We start from the raw sequence: 20,016 nt of genomic DNA on the forward strand, positions 1-20,016 counted from the left end.
CTTTTTAAGGTTAGAAATTCCTCATAAGAGAGGTACTTTACTTTTGTTCATATTCAGTATCCCACTCATTAGCATCAGTTCCCTTATGACCATCCATTTTAATAAGGAAGTTTTTAGCTGGGAAATAAGGCTTCATATGAATGTCTAAATAGATTCTATCTTTTTGTTTAGGGTCTTGCTCAAACCTTCTTATCTCAAAATTTTCAATAAGGTTTTTAGGTCCTGTGATGCTATCCAAGAATTGCACGATTTGGTTCATAATGTCCTTACGGGTTACCGCTGTGAAATTCTCAAAAGCTCTACGGTTAAGGAAATCCATTAGCACTTTAGTTACATAGTCAAACACACGTACTACTGAATAGGTTTGCAATCCCAAGTTATCTCCGTTGAACAAGGTCTTTCCTGAGAAAGCCATTACTTTTCCGTACTCATTGACCATAGGAATAAGCCCTAAGTTTTCCAAGTTAGCGATTTCGCTTTTCTTTAAGTCGAAACGAACCCCATCTACTTCATTGATACCTCCAAATTTCTTACCAGCAGTCACCTGAGACATCAAAGTCTTGTAGATTTTTCCAGCTAATGCAGCAGAAGGAGGAATAAAAAGATCTTCGTGCTCTCCTATTTCATTAAAGCGACCTCTACCTACTAACCAGTTGCAGGTCATCAGTACGTTAGCACGATATACATCACCACCCGTAAGGTGCGCTTCATCGAACATCTCCATTACATCATCTGGCTCATCTAAGTGCTCAAAGTCTGTAACGAGCATCACTTTGTTTTCGTGTGCGATTTTAGCCCATTTTTCAACTACTTTGTTAGAACCTAAGTAACCAGGAATTACTAACAATCCATAGTTGTTTTTAAGGTCTAAGCGGTCGTAGTTATCTGAAAGTTCCGCGTGTATAGTATCAATAAAGCGTGTATTATCAAGGTCTTTAAGTTGTTCTAAAGAGGCATTGATAATTGTAACATTCTTAATCTTATCTTCTTCTGTATTCTTGTAGAACAAAGCAATAGTGCGATAGTTGGCTTCCAATTCACGAGTAGCTTCTACAGCATTGTACAAGTTCTTAGAAAGAAGCTCTTCAGCAGATTTTTGTTGGTCTTCACAATGAGAGACCATTTCCACTAACGAATCACTTTGTTTTAATACATTAGCCCAAAGCTCTAAAGTCTTCTTTAAAGTATCTCTTTCTTTTTGCTTATTGCTTTCAGTAAGAAATATTTTTCGGCGTGCTTTTCTTTCAGGATTAACGTTTTGTACGTTCTCTATGGATGCTTCTAATAAGTCAAAACCTCCATAGCGTACCAATTTGTCCAATGATTTCTCCAGAGAAACTGGAGACTTCTTAATAGACTGTACTGAGTTGTCTTGCTCTTGTGAGCTAACATTTGCTGGTTTTATTTCATTTGCCATTGTTCAAATACTTTTTTGTTAGAAATAATTAATTCAGCTCAGCAATAAGAGCTTCCAAGGTATCTTGCAATGCTTTTTTAGCGTCTGGGTCTTCTAAGGCAGCTTTAAGAAGTTTGTTCGTCTTTAGCTGTTTGATGATCTTTTGGTATTGATCTTTTTCTGTTGCCAAACCAGTAAGGAAAGCACTCTGTGCTGTAATTCCTTTTGTACCGAAATCGCCTAATCCTTTAAAGGCTAATTCTTCCACTTTAGTAGCTCCTTCACCATCTTCAAAATTTACTTTCAAAGTAGGTTTGAAATGCTCAAATACTTTATCTATAGTATTGAGCCCCTCAACCAACTCAGGTTTCACAGGATCTTCTGCACTGAGTTTTTGAGCTACCAAGGTACGATTGGGAGCTATCTCTAAGATAGCTTCACTTGCGTCTATAGGCACTTCATTGCCTCCTATTCCTTTATTTGTTAGCATAGTGCTTTTGTATTAGGATGTTAAACTTATTAAGTACGTTGAAAAGCAACATTTTGTAACTTTTCTGCACAAATATAAAACTTTTAAATGAGACCACCAAACTTTTTTCAAAGAAATTTTCAAATTATTTTCATTTAAAATTTTATTAGACTGATAATCAAGCGAATAAAATAAATATTTTTTTTTGAAATGTTTTTTGCTTTATCTCCTAAAAGTTGATTTTATCCCTTGAGTTTTCTATTTCTACTTTGTCAAAAGTCACTGTCTTTCTGTTAGTTACCTCTCAAAAATTCGATAAGGGTAGATATTTGCTGAGGCTTTTTCTAACTTGATCAAAAAGCTATCTTTTAGGTATTCCCATTCTGTTTCATTTACTTCTACCTCTTTGTTTTTAATGAGGAAAATATCAATAGTCCTTTTAAATCCTCCTTTGAGAGAAACTTCTTTTTTAGTTCCTTTCTGTACTTCTAATCCTTTGATAGTGTGTTTAAAATGGCTCTTTGCAAAGGCTTTTACATCGGCAATGGTAACAATTCTGCCTCGTGAGAGTAAGGCACTGCGATATTCTAAAATCTTATCGGCTGTAGTAAGCCCTCGTCTGCCTCCCAAAGAAGGTCTTATGGTAACTGCACTCTTAATAGCTGTCTTGTTAGCTTTATCACACTCTAATGAAATACCTGTTTTAATATCGTTACCGTCTTCTCCTGCTGTATGCCAGTAAGAAAAAGTAAAACTCATATCCAATTCTTTATTCATAGAGGAAATGATTAGAAAAGGATTTGTATTCAATGAAAGACTTCGTTTGCTTATATTTTGGTGGATGGAAGCTAAATTTTGTCCTATTTGCCTTAACTCTGCATCAATAGCAAAATCATTCCCTATTGCTGAGAAGGAGGCAGTTTCGTCTCTTATTAGTCTTAATGTATGCTGTAACTGGTCTAAAGCATTTTGCTCATCAAAACGAGCTACCCCTCCACGTCTTAAAACAAAAGAGACATTATCGTCTGTACCTTTTTGGTAATCCTTTACCTCGTATCTCTTCCCATCATCATCAGAAATGTAGTCTATATCTAAAAAGGTGTTATCACCTATAATAGGGTAAATAGTCAGCTGCCCCTTAATGCGTTTGGTCTTTTTAGTGTTGTACATATTGACAACGGGGATGCAGTTTAGAGCAATACGTATATTTTCCAATACCTTTGGAGTAATAACCTCATAGAATTTAAAGCATAACCAAACAATGTCCTTTTCTGTAGCAATACGATGATTAGAAAAGTAATTTTCTATAAAAGAAGCTGTGCTAATATCCTCAACTTCGTTGTCTTTCTTTTTAGGATATATGTTTCCTTTTAAAGTGAAGAAATTCCCTTGATAAAATTGATTCACCTCATTGTAAATAGCATCTATCCCTGCGTAATTCTTAGAGATTACTTCTTCATATTCTACATCGTTTGTAGGTGTATTATATCCTTCTATCAATTCATATTCTTTATCTCCACAAAATACTTTTACTTGATGCAGGTAATAGGTAAAGAATTCCTTTTGTTCTTTGTTACTTAGGTCTATATAAAAGCACAAATCCTCTAACTTTTCTACCTCTGATGCGTAGAGTCCCACCCAAAACTCTCCTGAGGGGATATTTCTATCAGAATGAGCTACCTCTTCTTGATAGAAGAAACTCTCTTGCTGTAATATTTTATTTCCATACGCTAAGTATTTCACTTGAGCAGAAGTAAGTTTCATTTCTAAAGTAGGGCTAAAGAAAATGTTTATTATTTTTACCTCAGTAGGGTTGTATAAATTCTGGATTCGTTTAACAGCCTTAAAATGATTGTATCGTGATATTTGTATATTGTTTTCTACTGGAGTAAGTTGTAGAAGCGTTTGAGACGGAGTAATCCCCGTAACTTCATCAGGGAAAATAACTTCAAGTATGCGCTCAGTAATCCTTGTACGGGAATTTTCTTGTTCAAAATGTAGTTTTTCGAGTTCCGAGGCACAAGTCGAAAGAAGAAGTTCTAAGATAGGATCAAAAGCATTCTCTGATTCCAACTCACTGTATCCCCACATACGTGAGGCTCTCTTGAGCATTCTATTTTTTATCTGATCTTGTTTCATTGTTTAGTAATTTATATTTCTCACAGGATTGAAAAAATCAATAAGACAAAGGACTTACAAAAAAAGAGTTTTTGAAAGTATAAGGACGATTCGTCTCTAAAACAATTGCTTTTACTGAGACTAGAACTTTTTTCTTTATGCGCCTCTTTCCTACATTTCCTAAATCTTGCTCAGTGATAGTCACTTCTATATCTTGTACCGCAATGCGTTTTTCGTGTTGTGAAATGCTATTTTTTAGGCTTTGTGCAACAAATACTTTTAGTTCATTATCACTCTTTAAAAGGTCAAAATCAGAGTCCCATAGTTCACAGCCATACGTTTCGTCAAATTTGCATTCGCCATAGCTGGTAGTCATCAGGGTGAAAATAGATTGGGAGATAGAGTCTTCTAATGCTATTTTTGCAAGATCTTGTTTTTTTATCAAGCCTTCAAAATCAATAGGGAGTTTGTAATATATTCCTTTCATAGTGTAATATTATGCTTTATAGTGTTCTTAAAGGTCTATGTGCAATTTGGCAAAATCACAGATATATAAGTTTCTGTACTTTCCCCTTACTATCAAAAGAAAATTCTTTTGCTATTTTGGTACGTCTTACAACTTGTAAAGCTACTTTAGGAGTGAGCTTTAGCATTTTTTCTCTATAGGAAATATCCCCTATAAAACTTTGTCCTTCGTTCTTATCTACAATGATAAAGTAGTTATCTATATCCGCAGGTTTTACAAAGTGTTCTATACTTCCTGCATAGATAAGGAGTTTCTTGTCCTCACTTTGAAACTGATAGGACAAAGAATCTTCAGACAATTTGCGGTAGCGAGAGAGCTCAAAACTTTCTATACTGTCCTTTTCAGGCTCAAAAGCTATGTTCTCATACAAAAAAGTAGTTTTGTCAAAGCGTTTGATACCTAAAAAAGAGAAAATACTTTTCTTGGTAGTTTCTCTTTTGAAGATAAGAAAATCACGAGTTACCTGAAACGTTTTTATTTCTTCTGTTTTATCATCAGTAAAGGTAAGTTTGTAGGTCGGGAGTTCTACTAAGTGATCGTCTATTTTTAATTGTACGCTTCCTATTTGTTCCTCTGAGATGAGAATACTAATGGTATGTTTTTGAAAGTGAGTATCGGTGCGAACCACTACCTTATCGGCTTCTCTATCATTCCATTTCTCTGATAGGTAGCGGTCTTCATATCGCAGTGTTAGTTTTACTTCAGGCAGTGGCATAGTGTTGTTATTGTTTTTTTGTGTTTATTCCTGTCAGTTCAGCTGTTTATACCCTCTTAGGCATTGTATCAAGTTAGTAATTTCATTGTCTTGTTTAGGACTTACCAGAAACTCATAGTTCTTATGATAAGTATAAATAGTGATTTTCGTTATTTCTTTAAAAACTATCTCATCTATCTCTTTACTGCTCATTTTATGAGCAAAGTTCCCTTCACAGTTGATAGGGAATTGGTTTTTCAGTGTAATGTGCTCACCAGTAGAGAAAAAAATATCAAAGTTCTTTTCTTTCTTTAAGCAAACAGACTCTTCTAACAACTTGACATATAAGAATAGTCGCTCTCCTCTACGCCCAAATTGGAATACTCCATAAGAAAGTGTGTCCTTATTAGTTCGTAAATACAAAGGTTGAGCACTTGCAAAACGCCTCCCTTTGAGTTTTTTATGCCCTTGTACTATTTTACAATTAGTAGTAATAGTCTCTTTGGGATTTTTTGAGATGATTTGCAAGCTATCTTGTTTTTTCTCTTCCTGTGCAAGAACAGTAGCAGAAAAAGATAACAAACATATAAGTAAATATTTTTTTAAAAACATATTCAACCTGTCTATTGTGCCATTGTGTTTTTATTGTTGTTGGTATAGTTGCTTACAAACTTCCAAATCTACTTTCATCTTGTCATATTCCTCTTTTAGGGTTTGGTTGATAGTACTAAGGCTGTCCAAGGTTTTCTGATTGATGGTAAGTTGCTTTATCTGCTTTTTAGCATCAATAAGTTCCTTGTATACAAGGATAGTGTTGTTGTACATATTTTTATTCCTAAGAGAGTCTTTAGGAATTTGCTTATACATATCAGCAAGAATAGAAAGGGCTAATTTCTCATTGAAAAAGTCATTTTTATAGCCACCTTGTATTCCAATGGAATCGACAGCTACTTTTACTTTTTCAAGTTGAAAAGAGAATTTGTCCTGAAATTTCATCTCTTGTTGTATTCGTGCATTTTCCCTTTTTAATAGTTCATTTTCTCTAAAGGGAAAATAGGTATTGAACAACATAGCAAGCATCAAAATAGATACAGAAAGGGCAAAAAATAGTATAAAGTATATTAAAGCTTTTCTACGTTCTTTATGATTTAATACTTCCATAAGAGTTATGTTTTTGTTATTTTTAAATCAAATTCATTAATCGGCTAAGAATGTTTTGCTTCTTTGAGGTTGCAAAGAACTTTTCTCATTAGTAATCTCAGAGACAAAGATACTGCCATCACGTTTTTTACCTATGTAGTCTAAGCGGTTCAAAATAGCGAATAAATCTTCCAAGGTTTTCATAAAGCGTTCTACCCTTACTACAGAGACCTCTATTTGATTGTGATTGTATTCTGCATTGATTACTTCTGAGAACACCATTTCAAATTCTCCTTGGCTCACATTACACCAATCAGAGAAGTAATTGAGCAACTCTTCCTTACCAATCCCCGAACGAGCATCAATAAAGTTCTTGAGTACTCTTGCAAAACCTACTACAGAGACTAACATTTCTGATGGAGTGCTGTAAAGGGTGAGCCAGCGAAAATGATTGATTTCTGTAGCTAAGTAATAGAGCATCCTATCGGTCATCTGTTCTATGATGGTTGCCAAAGGATTTGTTTGGTTTTTGGTATGTATCTTTTGAGCTATCTGTACGGCATAAATTTCCATTTGTCCATAGAAGCGATCTATCTCGCTATACAATTCTTGTAGCCTTTGATAAGAAGCTACCAAAACGCAAGGGGGTATATACGACTCATCAAGGTGAGAACTTGTACCACTTACCCATATTTTTCCCACAATAAGGTAGTGCCCACCTACACCCATTTCTTTTCTAAGCTCTTCTTCTTTTACCAAAGATAGGTAATATTCAGGCTCTGTATAAGGATCTCGTGGTGGATTTTCCTCTGGGTCGGGTTCTCCACAAGGAATGCGTTTGAATGGATTTACTGAAATACAAGCAAGTAGAGCTACCTCTTCATCTTTTATTTCCTTTACGATTTCGGGATAAGAAAGAGATAGTGAGTGCTGTTCGGTGTTAGAGCTAATTTCTATCCGAGAGCCATTAGGGGTTATAGCGTGGCATTCTTCTATGCGAACCCTTAAGTATTTATGAGCATCTACTGACAGGTTTATTCTCACAGGGTCATTAGTAGGTAAGAGTCCATAAGTGAGCATTGAGGTATGTACTCCAATAGCATCACGTACCGAATCGATAACAAAATTCTGAATATCAATAAAATATCTCTTATTGATTTTCATTCCATCAATAAAGTTTACTGGGAGGTGGGTAAGTTTTTCTATCATTGTTATTCTTTAGTTTTTGTTATTAATTTTGATAATAGGCAAATTAGTATGCTTGCACTCGTTCGTTGTCTTTTTCTTTATTGTATTCAAAATCCGCTTCTTGGTCTTCACTATTTTCTTTTTGATTAGAAACAAGGGTTCGCATACAGACAATTACACTGTTTTCTTCTATTCCATTCATATACAGTGTGAATTTAGGGTCTATATATTTTGCGGATTCGTACCATTGGGCTTGTTTGAAAAACACCCAATTGTAAAAGCCTTCTTCATTCTGTATCTCAATAGGGGCTTCTACAAAACGTTCGTTATAGTCTTCTACAAAGTTGTAGAACAGTCGCCCGAAATCTATTCGGGTAGGTCCTTTAGCTCGGTACAAAGTGTAGTCTTTATCATTCTCTTCTTTCTTTATCATTAGGGTAAAGACTACCAAATCGCGCATTTCTTCATCACTTACTCCAGCCAATTCTTTATAGTTCTCTGGAAACTGCCAAGTTGTATAGATTTTAGGTGGTATCTTCTGAGAGTAATTAAAGGTGATATTGACCAAAGTAGGAATAAAAAATACTATGAAATTGCCCATCATTAAAGGGGTGTAATACATTCCGTTTAAGAAAGTATAAATCAATAGAAATGGTACCGAACCATATATTGATGTGAGTAGAGCAAAGAATATCTCTTTGGTGATATCATCTTCGAGTTTGAACTTATTAAAGAAAGCACGATAAAAATAACAGTGAAAAGTACCAAGTACTAAGGTACATATTTGATAGAAAATAAACTCATTCAAAGTCTTTCCTACAAAAAGCCTATTATACCCCAAAAAAGCTATAACTGAATACACTAAAACCGTTAAAAACAGATAGATATACACATTGGTTTTGTACTTTTTGAATTCAGGTGTCTTCTTTGAGAAAATCATAGTGACAGCTATACACAATGCCACTATAAACAATAATATTATCAACAATCGCGGGTCAAACAAGTTGATGAAATAATTTTTTAGCTCTTTCATATCCAAGTATTATAGCCTAAAATAGGATCATTATTTTCTTTTAATTCAAATTGACTTTCCTCTTCTGAAAGCAATACACTCAACTGTATTTCTACCTCTAATGGGAAGAAGTGCTCACAAAACATAGTTACAAACTTTTCTTTGTTGCCCCCCTGTATATAATTCGTAAAAACTGAATGTTTTAAAGGTCCTATCTCAAGGGTTAGGTGTTTGGTATAGTCCTCATAGTCAGTGCCCGTAATCATATCAATCCCTAAGTAAATATCCTCTCCTAAACAAAATCCTTGCGTTTCATCGGTATAGGTAGCAAATTCTCTTTCTTTGATACGTACTTTCTCTTCTAAAAGCTCTGAGAGGATATGTACGGTAAGTGGTATATTGCCTACTATCTTATAGCTATAAGGCAATAACCTAATGAACTTAGAGACTAAGAATGTTGGAAAATCTTTTGATACATCCCAAAGTTCGTAGAACAGTGAAGAAATCTCATTAGCATTGAGTTCTTTAAAGTTGGTTTGTTCAAAGGCTTCGATCTCTACTCCTAACTTAAAGATTTCATTCTCAAAAGGGCTAAAAAAGGTACGAGCAGCTTTTTCCTGCCGTTTTCTCTCTTTGTACTCTTTGAGCATTGTCTCTACCCCTTTGCCTTGAGTTTCATTTTTAGTATGGTGGGCAACGCCCTCGGGGAGCATATCGTACAAGCTATCGCGAGAGAGATTTACCTCTATCAATTGAGTAGCATCGTAATTGTAATCCGTAATTCTTGCGCTTAGCACATCAGTGCGATAACCACGCACAAACTGTCCTTGGTGCTTTACGATATACTCGTTATCAGAGACAATCCCCTTTTCTAACAAGTGATTTAGTAACACTTCTGCTCTTATATCATAAGGTAACCGATTTATCTCATTTATAACTCCTGTTAGGTGTTCCATTTTGATAGTTCTTCAATGTGGCAAATATACAAATAAATTATAAAAGCGCAAATTTTTGTCTTTATTTTTTCTCTTTGAGCCTTCCAGCACTTGTATAGCGTTTTTGGAAGTACTCATCATTGAAATCATAGATGTTTAGCCCTTGTGTGGTACAAGCTAATATCCTGCCATTTCCTAAATACAATCCTACATCGGAAATAGGTTTAAACTTATCATACCTAAAAAACAAAATATCACCTTCTTTTAAGTAAGTACGCCCTGTGAAAAGCTGTAAATCCTTAGAGCGGAAGATGCCATCGGGAGTCTTGGGAAAAGTAGTTTCATACACTTCACTGAACAAGGCTTGTATAAAGTAAGAAGCATCTGCCCCCTCTTGTTTTTCTAAGGTCTTTTCCTTATAGGGCGTTCCTATCCATTCATCTATAAAAGCATAGAGCTTATAATTAGTAATTTTTTTAGGTGGTACAGCCAAAATAATGGAGTATTTCTCTCTTAAGGCTAATTCCTTATCAGATAGGTTTTCTCCCTTATCATCTACCAAGGTATATTGCTCATTGATTTGTTTCTTTTGGGCTAATACTGCTTTGTAGAAAGCATCGGTAGGGTAATGATAAGGAAGTTCAGCAAGATAACGGCTTGCCGAGCAGGATAACAATGCAATTGTATTAAAAGTAACTAAAAGTATTTTTATGAGTTTCATTCTATTTATTCGGCTATGTTCGATTTTTTCCAAGCGACTTCATTATTTTCCCAGAGTACCTCTATAGTATCTCCTTCTTTAAATTCACCTGCTACAAGTTTCTTAGCCAAAGGACGACGTAATTTGGCGCGAATGATACCTTTTAAAGGACGAGCTCCATAGGTGGCATCATAGCCTTGTTCTGCTAAATGCTCTTTTACTTCTTGAGTAATATTGAGTGAGATGTTTATACCCTCTGTTAGGTTTAAAAGCTCTTTTTTTAAATGTATTTCAAAGATTTTTAGAGCATTTTCTTTGCTAATAGGTGCAAAAGGTACTATCTCGGTAAGACGTCCCAAAAACTCAGGTCGGAAATAACGACTCATTATCTCTAAAAGAGTAGATGAGGAAGGAATATTTCCCTCAGTAAAGGATTTGACAATAAAGTCAGAGCCTATATTGGAGGTAAAGAGGATAATGGCATTAGAGAAATCACCTTCTTTACCCAAACGATCGTGCAACTTCCCTTCGTCCATTATTTGTAGAAATACATCAAATACGGAGGCGTGGGCTTTTTCTATCTCATCAAAAAGTACGATAGAGTAGGGCTTTTGTCGGATTTTATTCACTAATAAACCACCTTCCTCATAGCCTACATACCCTGGAGGTGCCCCATAGAGTAAGGCTGCTGAGTGTTCTTCTTTGAACTCAGACATATCAAAACGGATAATGGCGTTTTCATCTTGGAAAAGGAATTCTGCTAAAGATTTAGCTAATTCTGTTTTCCCTGTTCCTGTAGGTCCTAAAAAGAAGAAAGAACCTATCGGTTGTCCTGCTTTGCTCAATCCGGAGCGATTTTCGAGTACAGCCTCACTGATAATAGCAATAGCGTGGTCTTGCCCTACTACCCGCTCGGAAAGAATAGCATCCATATCACTCAAACGCTGCTTTTCTTCTTCTTTAAGTTTGCCTATAGGAATATTCGTTTTTTGAGAGATGAGTACGGCTAAATCCCATTCGGTGATGTGAGAACGTTTTTCTTGAGCTACTTTTTCAGCTTCGGTAATGAGTTTGCGTCCATAGCTCAATAGGTTATCAGCAGTTTCAAAAGTAGCAGTTTGTTCTTCTTCTAAAAGAGTAGAGGCATCTAACAAAAAGGGAATACGCTGTTTGATATCGTTCAATAACCAAGCTGCATTCTTTTTGCGTTGCTCTTCTGTAAAAACTTGTGTATTGTCCTCCAAGTGAATTATTTGTGTAAGCAAGGCATTTTTTTCTTTTAAGAAAGATGCTCCTGCTGTTTTCACAACTGACATTGTATGATCTATGAGGTCTATGGCTGAGGCAGGCAGACTTTTCTCTTTTAAATACCTTTTAGAAAGGCGTATGGCTTCCCAAATTGCCTCATCGGTTATGGCTATGTGATGGTGGTTTTCATAAGCTGAAAGGGTTTGACGTAACATTCTAAAATGGGTTTCATCATCACTTTCTTGCAATTCTATCTTTTCAAACAAAGGTTCTAAACCTGATTTTTCTATTTTCTTGGTAAATTCATCGATAGTAGAAGTGCCTATGACAGTGAGTCCTTTGGTAAGTTCACTTTTAAGTAGATTTGCCATAGAGGAATCAAAAGAGTTACCTAAAAGTGCGTGTAATTCCTCGATGATAAGTACTGATTTAGGATATTGCTTGAGTTCTTGGGCTATGTTCTTGATGCGGTCTTCTATTTCACCTTTGTAGGAAGCACCCGCAATGAGTGCTCCCATATCCAATTCAAATACAGCTAAGTTAGACAACACATCGGGGACTTGACTCGCTATAACCTTCTGTACAAAACTATTGATAAGAGTAGTTTTTCCTATACCTGAATCGCCTATGATAAACACATTTTGTTTGCTAAATCTGCACAGTATTTCGGTAATTTTTTGAGTTTCGGCAACTCTGCCAACAGGTATTTCTTTTGAGGCTTTAGCCTTGAGGATATCTTTTTTATTGACACAGTATTTTTGCAGAAAACCTTTAGCTGCGGAAGAAAGAGGAGCAGAAGAGAAAGGTTTTTCGGTAGAGGTAGCAGAAAGAGGAATCGTTTCCAAAAGTTCAGCACGTGTTACAGGATAAGTTTTCATTTGGTCGAAATTAAAAGCTACTCCCTGAGTACTCAATGCTACAAATACATCCCATAAGGAGATTTCCTCCTCATCTAAAATTTCCCGAATAGCTTCTGCTTCAGTGAAGATAGTGTCTATCACTTCATCGGGGTCGCAGGAATAAGTGTTGGTGGCTTTTAGAGCTTCCTCAATGCGCACTTCAGCCCATTCTTCTAAATAGAACACATCAACACCTTTAGATTCCAAGAGCTTTAAAAGTGGTAAATCTCTGTTGAGAACGGCTTTCAATAAGTGTCCGCCAGAGTAACGAGCGTTCATATTTTCACGAGCTATTTTCTGTGCTATTTCCAATGCTTTAGTAACCTCTGGGGCATAGCTCAATTTCTTTTCTTCCATTGTTTTGTATTTTTTATGATTGTTATTATCCCTTTTTCCAGAATATCTTTCCTTTTACTCTGTAGTAAATGTGGATATTTTGGATACAAGTATTATTAACGTCTTTTTGCAGACGTAATGTTTCTATTTTTATTTTCTTTCCAGAAATCTCTTTACAAAACTGTACAAAGGGTACAATTTTATCGTCATTGATAACTACAGGCACTTGGTAATTCTCGCAAAGATATTCTTTAAAATCATCTTTTGTCTTAGCTTGTGAAGCGACCCCGTTAAGAAGTAAGATAAATTGCTCATTAGAAATATCAGGTACTTTATTGGCAGGAGAAGGTGTTTCCTCTTGCTTAGGGTCTTTAGGAGCAACGGGAATATTGGTGAGCATATCTACCAAAGGGTCTTTCTGTGCTTTGCCCATAGGCAGTGAAAAATCACTATGGGGCTGTTCGTATTCATAGCTTTCCATATCAATAGGATCTTTAGCTACTACGTGTTTGGGAGCTACATAAATGGTTTTGGTAGCAATATGGTCTAAATCACCATTAACAATGAGAGTTACTTTTTTTTGTCCCACACGTTTAAACTTATAAGTTACTGAATCTCCAATGGCATCGGTGGCTGAAGTCTCTCCAAAACTCCACTCAAAAGAAATACCTCCTTGTTTTTGCCCTATAAAATTAATAGTCTCTCCTAAGAAGACAACATCAGGGGCTTTGATAATAGGCAAATAACCTATTTGTTGGTTCAAAGAGGTTATAGTAAGCACTTTTTGAGACGTACAAGAGCCATTGATGGTAAGAGTAACGATATATTCACCTGTCTTTTCATAGGTATGGAAAGTGCGTTGCCTAAAATCTGCAGGAGATCCATCGCCAAAATCCCATTTCCACAATTTGGCATTTTTGGTTTTATCACCAAACTCAATTACTTCCTTCACCGCATAGTTATCAGCAAAGACATAGAAGTTAGCCTCCTGACAGTCTATGTGACGAGAGCATTGAAAAATGAATAAGAAAATACCAAGACAAAGGAGAATTCCAAAACTCCAATAGATTTTAGGGTCAAATTTAGGGAGGAAACCAGTAGATTTATGATTCATATAATATTGTTTTTTTTATTATGTCAGCCTATTTTTGGCTAAAATTTCTCTTTGCGGTGCAAATTAGTATTTTTTTGTGAAACAGCCAAACAAAAAATAAAACTATTTTCACAAGATCTTTGCAAAATTATTTGCAATCCCTTATTTATCAAGTAAGAGTAAAAGAAAAAAGAAAACCAGCAGAACTGATGTTTTGCTGGTTTTCAAAATGGAGATATACAGGTATTAAAGGAATGAACGTTACATTTTAAAGCCTCGTGAATTTCTGTTAAGAGTCTCTCTTACAAACTCTTCCGTGGGAGTTGAAACTTCTTGAGTTTCGCTTTTTTGACTCTCTTGCGATAGTTCTTTATTGAGTTCTTCTGCCTCTTGTACCTCTTGTGGAGTATCGGAGGAGAGTGAAAGTTGTATTTTCCTATCGAGGGCTGAGAGCTCAGTTTTAAGTTCGGAGAGCTGTGTTTCTTTACCCCATACTTTCTCGATGATTTCCTTTAGAAGAGGAATGTCCTTTTGGATAAGGGCAATCTCTTTTTCTTCCTTTTCCATCATTGCTGGGATTTTCTCAATGGCATTGACAAAATTCATCACAGTAAGGTTAGGGTCGCTTGCCAATCGTCCGTTGTTGTAGGTGTATTTGATACCACCTTCTCCTTGTACAAAAAAGCGGTTTTCTTTTAGGTCAAGTTCGTCTTTTTTGGAGACTTCAGTCTTTATTAATATCTGAAAACCATAGATACTTCCTATTTCTTGATATTCGCCTTTGGTACGGGTGTTTTGGGCATAATCTTGTAACTTCTGCGCTAACTGCTTTACACTGCTCTTTTCGTCTAAGCCTTCCAAACGCAAAGCATTGACTACCGAGCCATCTTCTCGGCGCACCGCTTTATCTGAAAAGTTTTGCCAATCCGTCTGAAAACGATACAAGCGATCTTGTAGGGCTTTCAAATCGCTACAGAGATTATCTAAACGGTTTTTAGAGGTATATTTAGAGCGTAAGAACGTTTGTTTTTCACTCTCTAAAGCCCCAATCTTCTTTTCCAACTTCGCTTTTTCGAGCAAATCAGTGTTTCCTGAGAGAATAGCCACGTATTCAGAATAGTTCATTCCCGACTTTTCGTCCATAGCTCCCTCATCAATGGTTCGTTTGCCCAACTTGTTGTTTTTAAGCTGGTCGATAAACAGCTGTTTGTTAAACAGTAGATTAAACTTATATGAGTCCAAAGATTTTTCAACGGCATAGATAATTACATCCACCTTGTTATCGGCAAAGTATTTAGCCACTTCATTGCCTTTACGAATGGCACGTCCGTCCCTTTGTTGTAGGTCACTGGGTCGCCAAGGGGTATCCAAGTGATGTACAGCAACGGCTTTTTTCTGTGCATTGACCCCTGTACCAAGCATATCAGTAGATCCAAAGAGTACCCGTATTTTGCCCTCGTTGGTGTCGCTGATGAGTTGTTTGCGCATTTTATCGTTTTTAGCCTCTTGGATAAAACGGATTTCGTGGGCAGGAATGCCATAGTCTTCTACTAATTTGCGTTTGATTTCAGTGTAAGGATTCCACTCGTTGGGCTTGTAAGTGCCCAAATCAGAAAAGACAAACTGAGTCCCTTTCTGTGCTTTGTATTTTTGATAATATTCATTGATTTTCATCGCACAATGAGAGGCTTTGTTATCAGGATGGTCTTCGTACTTATCGGAGATCATTCGCATATCTAAGGACATTTTACGGGCATAATCAGTTGCGATAAGCATTTTGGCTTTTTCCTCGGACTCGGATAGTGGCGCACGCCCCAGGAGGGTTGCATTACCCGTTTTGGCAAACTCCATTAGTTTTTGAATGAATACCTCTTGCTCGGGTGTAGGAGGTATATTGTGTAAAATTTCGTTCTTTTCGGGTCTGTCTATCCCAACATCCTTTGCGGTTTTATAATCGGTTATTTCGGCGTAAAACTGTGCTAATTCGGGTACTTTGATAAAGTAGCGAAAGCGTTCTTTCTGTACAATGTTATTAGCAACTGAAAATTCGTAATCGGTGGTCTTACGGGCATAGATCGCTGCCCACGCATCGAAACAGTGAATTTGTTGCTTTTCTAAGGCTTGAGGACGCAGGTACTTAAAGAGCAAATAAAGCTCAGTAAGTGAATTGGAAATAGTTGTGCCCGATAGAAAAGTAGCCCCCATATCCTTGCCTGTACGCTCTTGAATAGTTCGCAAGGCAAAAAGCAGATTCAGTGCTTTTTGACTGCCTTGGGAATTGCCCAATCCCGCCACTCTATCGTGCCTTGTATTGAACATTAAGTTCTTGAACTTATGGCTTTCATCTACCAAGAGGTGATCAATGCCCATCATCTTAAAATCTACTGTATCATCGGTGCGCTCATTGATGTCGTGTTCTAAGGTTTTGAGCTTTACTTCTAGGTTTTCTTTACGCTTGTACATTCCTTTAATCATCGCGCGAGAGACTTCACTGCCTTGTTTTTCCAACTGCCAAAGACTCTCTTCAACATCTTGGAGTTCTTCTTGCAAAATGCTCTGTTGCACCTCGGGGGATTGTGGTATCATCTTAAACTGGTCGTGGGTGAGAATCACGCAATCCCAATCATTGTTTTTGATGTCTCCAAAGATACGCAAACGCTTTTGAGGGGTAAAATCCTCCTTGCCAGGGTAAAGGATTTTAGCAAAAGGATAGGCACGGCGATAGGTCTCGGCTATTTCGTGTACATTGGCTTTAAGCCCTATAATCATCGGTTTGTGCGATAATCCTAAGCGTTTCATCTCTTGAGCGGCACAGCACATAATAAGGGTTTTACCAGCACCTACCTCGTGGTCGCAAATCGCCCCATTGTTGAGCTTTATCATCCAAATAGCATCTTTCTGACTATCATACAAATCCTCTATGCCTAAACTTTCTCTATCAAGTCCAGGGAAGGACTGAAAAGAACCATCGTACTGCGGACGTACAAAACAGTTAAAAGACTGATTGTACTGCTCAGCTAAGCGGTCTTTAAACTCCTGACTCTGCTCTAAAAGCCACAGAGGGAAAGCATTGCGTATTTCATCAATCTTGCTGTTTGCCAGTTGAATTGCCTCCATATCGCGCACCTTGACTTCCTTGTCGTCTATCTTTATTTTCTTGGTAATATCAGGGGTGGTATTTACCAAGGCGTTTTTGAAGAGGGCAATACCATCGTAGGTTCTGCTCTCACTTTTTACAGCATATTTCTCCCAGATATGTAAGTTCTTTTGTCGACATTCCACTGAAAACTCATCGGTTTGAGCACTGTATTGCACACCTACCTTGGTATCGAAAAGCGAAGAGACAAAATCACTATAGATTTGTGGGGAGATCCAACGCTCTCCCAAGTTAAAATCCAACTCTTCAAAAGGAATAGGGGTAGGAATTACCTGCCTGAGTCCCTCTAAAGCGTGCTCAATTTCTGATTGCTTAGGATGTTCAGGGTGAGTATTTTGATATGCTTCTACGGCTTTGATTTTAGTAAAGACATCCCCCGCTTGCCACTTTTGGGCAATTTGGTATTCGTCTTCTATAGGATTGTAAAAGAGTTTGCCCTGTAACTGTGCTTTGACTTCTTCGTCATTGGTGTTAGAAAGCTCAGCTATGTAGGGAATATCCACCCTGCCTAATTCACTTAGGGAAGTGAGTAGCGCCTCTTCAGTAGAAATGTTTTCATTCTTCCTCAGAGAGAATACCACAGGCTTGTGAAAGATATCTGCCTTTTGATAAACACCGTTTTTGATACGCTCTAAGTAAGGGATTTCAGCGCCTGAGGCATCGGTTTTTATTAGCTTGATATTATCAGCACTATTTAGCCGACCATAGTTCTTGACAAAAGTATCGTAAAGGGCATTAAGATTTTCTCTTTCCGTAGGATAAGGGGTATAGGTGGTAGCCTCTTTATGGTACAAGTCAGAATAAGCATCACGCAGAGCGATATAGGCAATGGCTTTTTGTCTTTCCAAAGAAGAAAGCGCAAGAGGCACAAAGGTAGCAGCTGTTTTGTTCTTATTGAGATCTTGCAAAAAGCCCACCGTATCGGCTTGTACTACCAAAGTATCTTCTCTGAAATGAGGTAAATATTCTCCCTCAAAAGGTACAGGTTCTTTTAGTAATGATACCGCAGGAGGCGTGTAATACAAAGCAGGAGAAGCTTTTGAAAGCACCTCTATTTCATTCCCTTGATTGACAGGATAAGTAAAAGAAAACAAGTCCAACTTTTGAGCATTCCCTAATTGAGAGGTAGTTGTTTTCTTCTTTGTTTTCTTTTTAGCTCCTGTGGGTATAGTAGGGACTGTTTTTGCTGAAATGTTGGGAGGACTTGCTAAAGTAGCGGTAGCTTCCTGCTCTGATAGGAAATCAAAGAGACTTAGCTGAACGACTTTGGGTTCAACTTTTTGATTCTTAAGTTCTTTTGACTCTTTAGAGGTGAGATTAGCATTGGAAATAGTAAAGGAAGGCTCGTTGATTTTGCTTTCAATTTCAATAAATTCTTGCCGTTCAACCTTTTTTACCTCAATTTCCTTTACCTCAATTTTTTGTGAATTAACCTCTTGTAGCCTAATTTGTGTTGTTTGGCTTTGTTGTGCTGTTTCAGGCGATAGATAATGTGCTTTAAAATCGCTTAGGATTCTTTCTTTTACCTCCTTGGCAATACCTTCTACTCCTTCACTATGGGTATAGACCATTGCAGGCTGTCCGTATAAGTTGGTGCCTGCAAGAGCATCCGTACAAATAACGTTTTCTCTTTGTGAAAGATACTCGTTTTGTAGCATCCCTTGTGGTAGCCTTGCTGTATTGCAAAACTGCTCTTCTATAGAGTTTAAAGCGCCTCTTTGACTGTCTTTTTGAAAGATGATAAGATCGCTTCCTGCTTCGGTACCTGCATAATCGGTAAAGAGGTTGTTAGGCAGGCGTACGGCAGAGACAAGGCGCGCATTGGAGAGCATCGCTTGGCGGATAATCTCATTTTGAGGGCTATCAGCTACCCCTTGGGAGGTGATATAGGCTAGGAGTCCTCCTTCCTTTACCATATCCAAGCCCTTTAAGAAAAAGTAGTTATGCACCCTACGGGAGGCTTGTACCTTAGCAGGATCGCTACTACGAGAGTAACTCAAATCAAAGACAGCAGTATCGGAAAAAGGGATGTTGCTGGTTACCAAATCAAATTGGTTCCTTTTCAGTGGGCTGATTTGTTCGAAGCCATCGATATGTACTTGCTCCTCGGGGTAAAGATGAGAGAGCACCTTGCCTGTGAGTAAGTCCTTTTCAAAAGCAGTAACCGCAAGAGAAGGGTGCTCTTCTTTAAAAGCACGGATAAAATTGCCTCCTCCTGCCGAGGGTTCTAACATTGTTTGCAGAGGTACGCCTGTTTCTTTTATTGCTGAAGCGATAGCCGAAGTAAGACGCATTGGGGTATAAAAAGCCGTTAGCACAGAATTTCTAAGGCTTTGTACATAGTTTTGGCATTGCCTTTCATCAGTGGAATGTTCTCTAATAAGGGCATACAGACTCCTTACATCTTGCCAAAAGACTTGGTCAGCTTTTGACCAGTACTTTAAATCAGCTTCAGACTGGTGGGGATTGAGGATAAACTTCAATCCCCCGAAGCCTGAATAGTGTTGCAAGAGTTCTCGCTCTTCTTGGCTTAGAAGCGTGCGCTTTTGCTTCTCTAAATCGAAAGCCAATGCCAGTGCACGAGCATTGCGATTAAAGCTCAGTCGTTTAAGATATGCCATTTTCTTCTATCCATAGTTCGATGGCACCCGTAAGTTCTGTGTAGAGGGATTGATAGGCAGCAGAGTGCTGAAAATCCTCATCGATTTCATTCTCGTACTTTTTAAAGTAAGGAACCAGTTCTGGGAAGATTTTTAGAGCAAAGGGGCGCAAATCCTCATCAGCTAATTGAGTGTCGAACTCCTGAGAAACGACCTCAAAAATCATATCAAAGGGAGAGAAGAAGAGCCCATCGAAGAGTACTCCTGAGGCTATTTTATCACATTCAGGAATACTGATACCCGCCTCAAAAGCCTCTTGGTAAGCCTGCGCAGCATACTCACTTCTGTCCTTGATAAAGGCTGTATTTGCTAAAAGATTAGGAAAACTCGTTTGTAACAGCTCTTTGAGTCTTAACTCGTAATAAGACAATGACCCTAAGGTGTTGTCAGTGTTCTGGGGTTTGGTTTGTGTTTCTTTCATTGTTAAAATTACTTTTAATGGGTT

General features: G+C 37.4%; 15 protein-coding genes. All 15 read right to left on the bottom strand.

All coding sequences use genetic code 11. The features are described 5' to 3' along the window. Nucleotides 1–37: 37 nt before the first annotated feature. A complete protein-coding gene (locus C8P65_RS06060; protein ID WP_107782039.1) occupies nucleotides 38–1,417 on the bottom strand; it encodes a DUF5458 family protein in 1,380 nt (459 codons plus the stop codon). A gap of 28 nt (nucleotides 1,418–1,445) precedes the next feature. Continuing rightward, entirely contained in the window at nucleotides 1,446–1,886 is a 441-nt protein-coding gene (locus C8P65_RS06065; RefSeq protein WP_009389042.1) for a hypothetical protein, read from the bottom strand. Nucleotides 1,887–2,162: 276 nt separating this feature from the next. Further along, on the bottom strand, nucleotides 2,163–4,004 hold the full coding sequence (locus tag C8P65_RS06070) for a type VI secretion system baseplate subunit TssF (RefSeq protein ID WP_107782040.1): 1,842 nt from the start codon (nucleotides 4,002–4,004) through the stop codon (nucleotides 2,163–2,165). A gap of 37 nt (nucleotides 4,005–4,041) precedes the next feature. Beyond that, a complete protein-coding gene (locus C8P65_RS06075; RefSeq protein ID WP_107782041.1) occupies nucleotides 4,042–4,470 on the bottom strand; it encodes a GPW/gp25 family protein in 429 nt (142 codons plus the stop codon). Between the two features lie 55 nt (nucleotides 4,471–4,525). Further along, nucleotides 4,526–5,224 carry a hypothetical protein gene (locus tag C8P65_RS06080; protein ID WP_107782042.1) on the bottom strand — a complete coding sequence of 233 codons (699 nt, stop codon included), beginning with the start codon at nucleotides 5,222–5,224 and terminating at the stop codon, nucleotides 4,526–4,528. Nucleotides 5,225–5,257: 33 nt separating this feature from the next. Next, complete coding sequence (locus C8P65_RS06085) at nucleotides 5,258–5,815, bottom strand: hypothetical protein (protein ID WP_107782043.1); 558 nt, start codon at nucleotides 5,813–5,815, stop codon at nucleotides 5,258–5,260. A gap of 30 nt (nucleotides 5,816–5,845) precedes the next feature. After that, nucleotides 5,846–6,364 carry a type VI secretion system TssO gene (gene tssO / locus C8P65_RS06090; protein ID WP_107782044.1) on the bottom strand — a complete coding sequence of 173 codons (519 nt, stop codon included), beginning with the start codon at nucleotides 6,362–6,364 and terminating at the stop codon, nucleotides 5,846–5,848. A 36-nt stretch (nucleotides 6,365–6,400) separates the two neighbouring features. Then, nucleotides 6,401–7,552, bottom strand: a complete 1,152-nt coding sequence (locus C8P65_RS06095; RefSeq protein WP_107782045.1) for a hypothetical protein — start codon at nucleotides 7,550–7,552, stop codon at nucleotides 6,401–6,403. A gap of 43 nt (nucleotides 7,553–7,595) precedes the next feature. Next, entirely contained in the window at nucleotides 7,596–8,564 is a 969-nt protein-coding gene (locus C8P65_RS06100) for a TssN family type VI secretion system protein (RefSeq protein WP_107782046.1), read from the bottom strand. Beyond that, the gene (locus C8P65_RS06105; protein ID WP_107782047.1) at nucleotides 8,561–9,499 is read right to left on the bottom strand and encodes a type VI secretion system baseplate subunit TssG; all 939 of its coding nucleotides are present in this window, start codon (nucleotides 9,497–9,499) and stop codon (nucleotides 8,561–8,563) included. The genes C8P65_RS06100 and C8P65_RS06105 overlap by 4 nt, the downstream gene beginning before the upstream one ends. 61 nt (nucleotides 9,500–9,560) lie before the next feature. Next, nucleotides 9,561–10,199: a C40 family peptidase gene (locus C8P65_RS06110; protein WP_107782048.1), complete on the bottom strand. Its 639-nt coding sequence runs from the start codon at nucleotides 10,197–10,199 to the stop codon at nucleotides 9,561–9,563. A 5-nt stretch (nucleotides 10,200–10,204) separates the two neighbouring features. Beyond that, the gene (locus tag C8P65_RS06115; protein ID WP_107782049.1) at nucleotides 10,205–12,682 is read right to left on the bottom strand and encodes an AAA family ATPase; all 2,478 of its coding nucleotides are present in this window, start codon (nucleotides 12,680–12,682) and stop codon (nucleotides 10,205–10,207) included. A 25-nt stretch (nucleotides 12,683–12,707) separates the two neighbouring features. Beyond that, nucleotides 12,708–13,775, bottom strand: a complete 1,068-nt coding sequence (locus tag C8P65_RS06120) for a PKD domain-containing protein (RefSeq protein WP_107782050.1) — start codon at nucleotides 13,773–13,775, stop codon at nucleotides 12,708–12,710. A gap of 240 nt (nucleotides 13,776–14,015) precedes the next feature. After that, nucleotides 14,016–19,532, bottom strand: a complete 5,517-nt coding sequence (locus C8P65_RS06125; protein WP_107782051.1) for a helicase-related protein — start codon at nucleotides 19,530–19,532, stop codon at nucleotides 14,016–14,018. Continuing rightward, nucleotides 19,519–19,992 carry a DUF1896 family protein gene (locus C8P65_RS06130; protein ID WP_107782052.1) on the bottom strand — a complete coding sequence of 158 codons (474 nt, stop codon included), beginning with the start codon at nucleotides 19,990–19,992 and terminating at the stop codon, nucleotides 19,519–19,521. Before C8P65_RS06130 ends, C8P65_RS06125 begins: the two co-directional genes overlap by 14 nt. Nucleotides 19,993–20,016 lie beyond the last annotated feature (24 nt).

Source organism: Capnocytophaga leadbetteri (assembly GCF_003054025.1).
GTDB classification, from domain to species: Bacteria; Bacteroidota; Bacteroidia; order Flavobacteriales; family Flavobacteriaceae; genus Capnocytophaga; species Capnocytophaga leadbetteri.

Coding starts and splice junctions, on each gene's coding strand:
- C8P65_RS06080 (WP_107782042.1), bottom strand. CDS start 5,224: ATGCCACTGCCTGAAGTAAAACTAACACTGCGATATGAAGACCGCTAC.
- C8P65_RS06070 (WP_107782040.1), bottom strand. CDS start 4,004: ATGAAACAAGATCAGATAAAAAATAGAATGCTCAAGAGAGCCTCACGT.
- C8P65_RS06105 (WP_107782047.1), bottom strand. CDS start 9,499: ATGGAACACCTAACAGGAGTTATAAATGAGATAAATCGGTTACCTTAT.
- C8P65_RS06060 (WP_107782039.1), bottom strand. CDS start 1,417: ATGGCAAATGAAATAAAACCAGCAAATGTTAGCTCACAAGAGCAAGAC.
- C8P65_RS06130 (WP_107782052.1), bottom strand. CDS start 19,992: ATGAAAGAAACACAAACCAAACCCCAGAACACTGACAACACCTTAGGG.
- C8P65_RS06115 (WP_107782049.1), bottom strand. CDS start 12,682: ATGGAAGAAAAGAAATTGAGCTATGCCCCAGAGGTTACTAAAGCATTG.
- C8P65_RS06120 (WP_107782050.1), bottom strand. CDS start 13,775: ATGAATCATAAATCTACTGGTTTCCTCCCTAAATTTGACCCTAAAATC.
- C8P65_RS06085 (WP_107782043.1), bottom strand. CDS start 5,815: ATGTTTTTAAAAAAATATTTACTTATATGTTTGTTATCTTTTTCTGCT.
- C8P65_RS06075 (WP_107782041.1), bottom strand. CDS start 4,470: ATGAAAGGAATATATTACAAACTCCCTATTGATTTTGAAGGCTTGATA.
- tssO (WP_107782044.1), bottom strand. CDS start 6,364: ATGGAAGTATTAAATCATAAAGAACGTAGAAAAGCTTTAATATACTTT.
- C8P65_RS06095 (WP_107782045.1), bottom strand. CDS start 7,552: ATGATAGAAAAACTTACCCACCTCCCAGTAAACTTTATTGATGGAATG.
- C8P65_RS06065 (WP_009389042.1), bottom strand. CDS start 1,886: ATGCTAACAAATAAAGGAATAGGAGGCAATGAAGTGCCTATAGACGCA.
- C8P65_RS06100 (WP_107782046.1), bottom strand. CDS start 8,564: ATGAAAGAGCTAAAAAATTATTTCATCAACTTGTTTGACCCGCGATTG.
- C8P65_RS06125 (WP_107782051.1), bottom strand. CDS start 19,532: ATGGCATATCTTAAACGACTGAGCTTTAATCGCAATGCTCGTGCACTG.
- C8P65_RS06110 (WP_107782048.1), bottom strand. CDS start 10,199: ATGAAACTCATAAAAATACTTTTAGTTACTTTTAATACAATTGCATTG.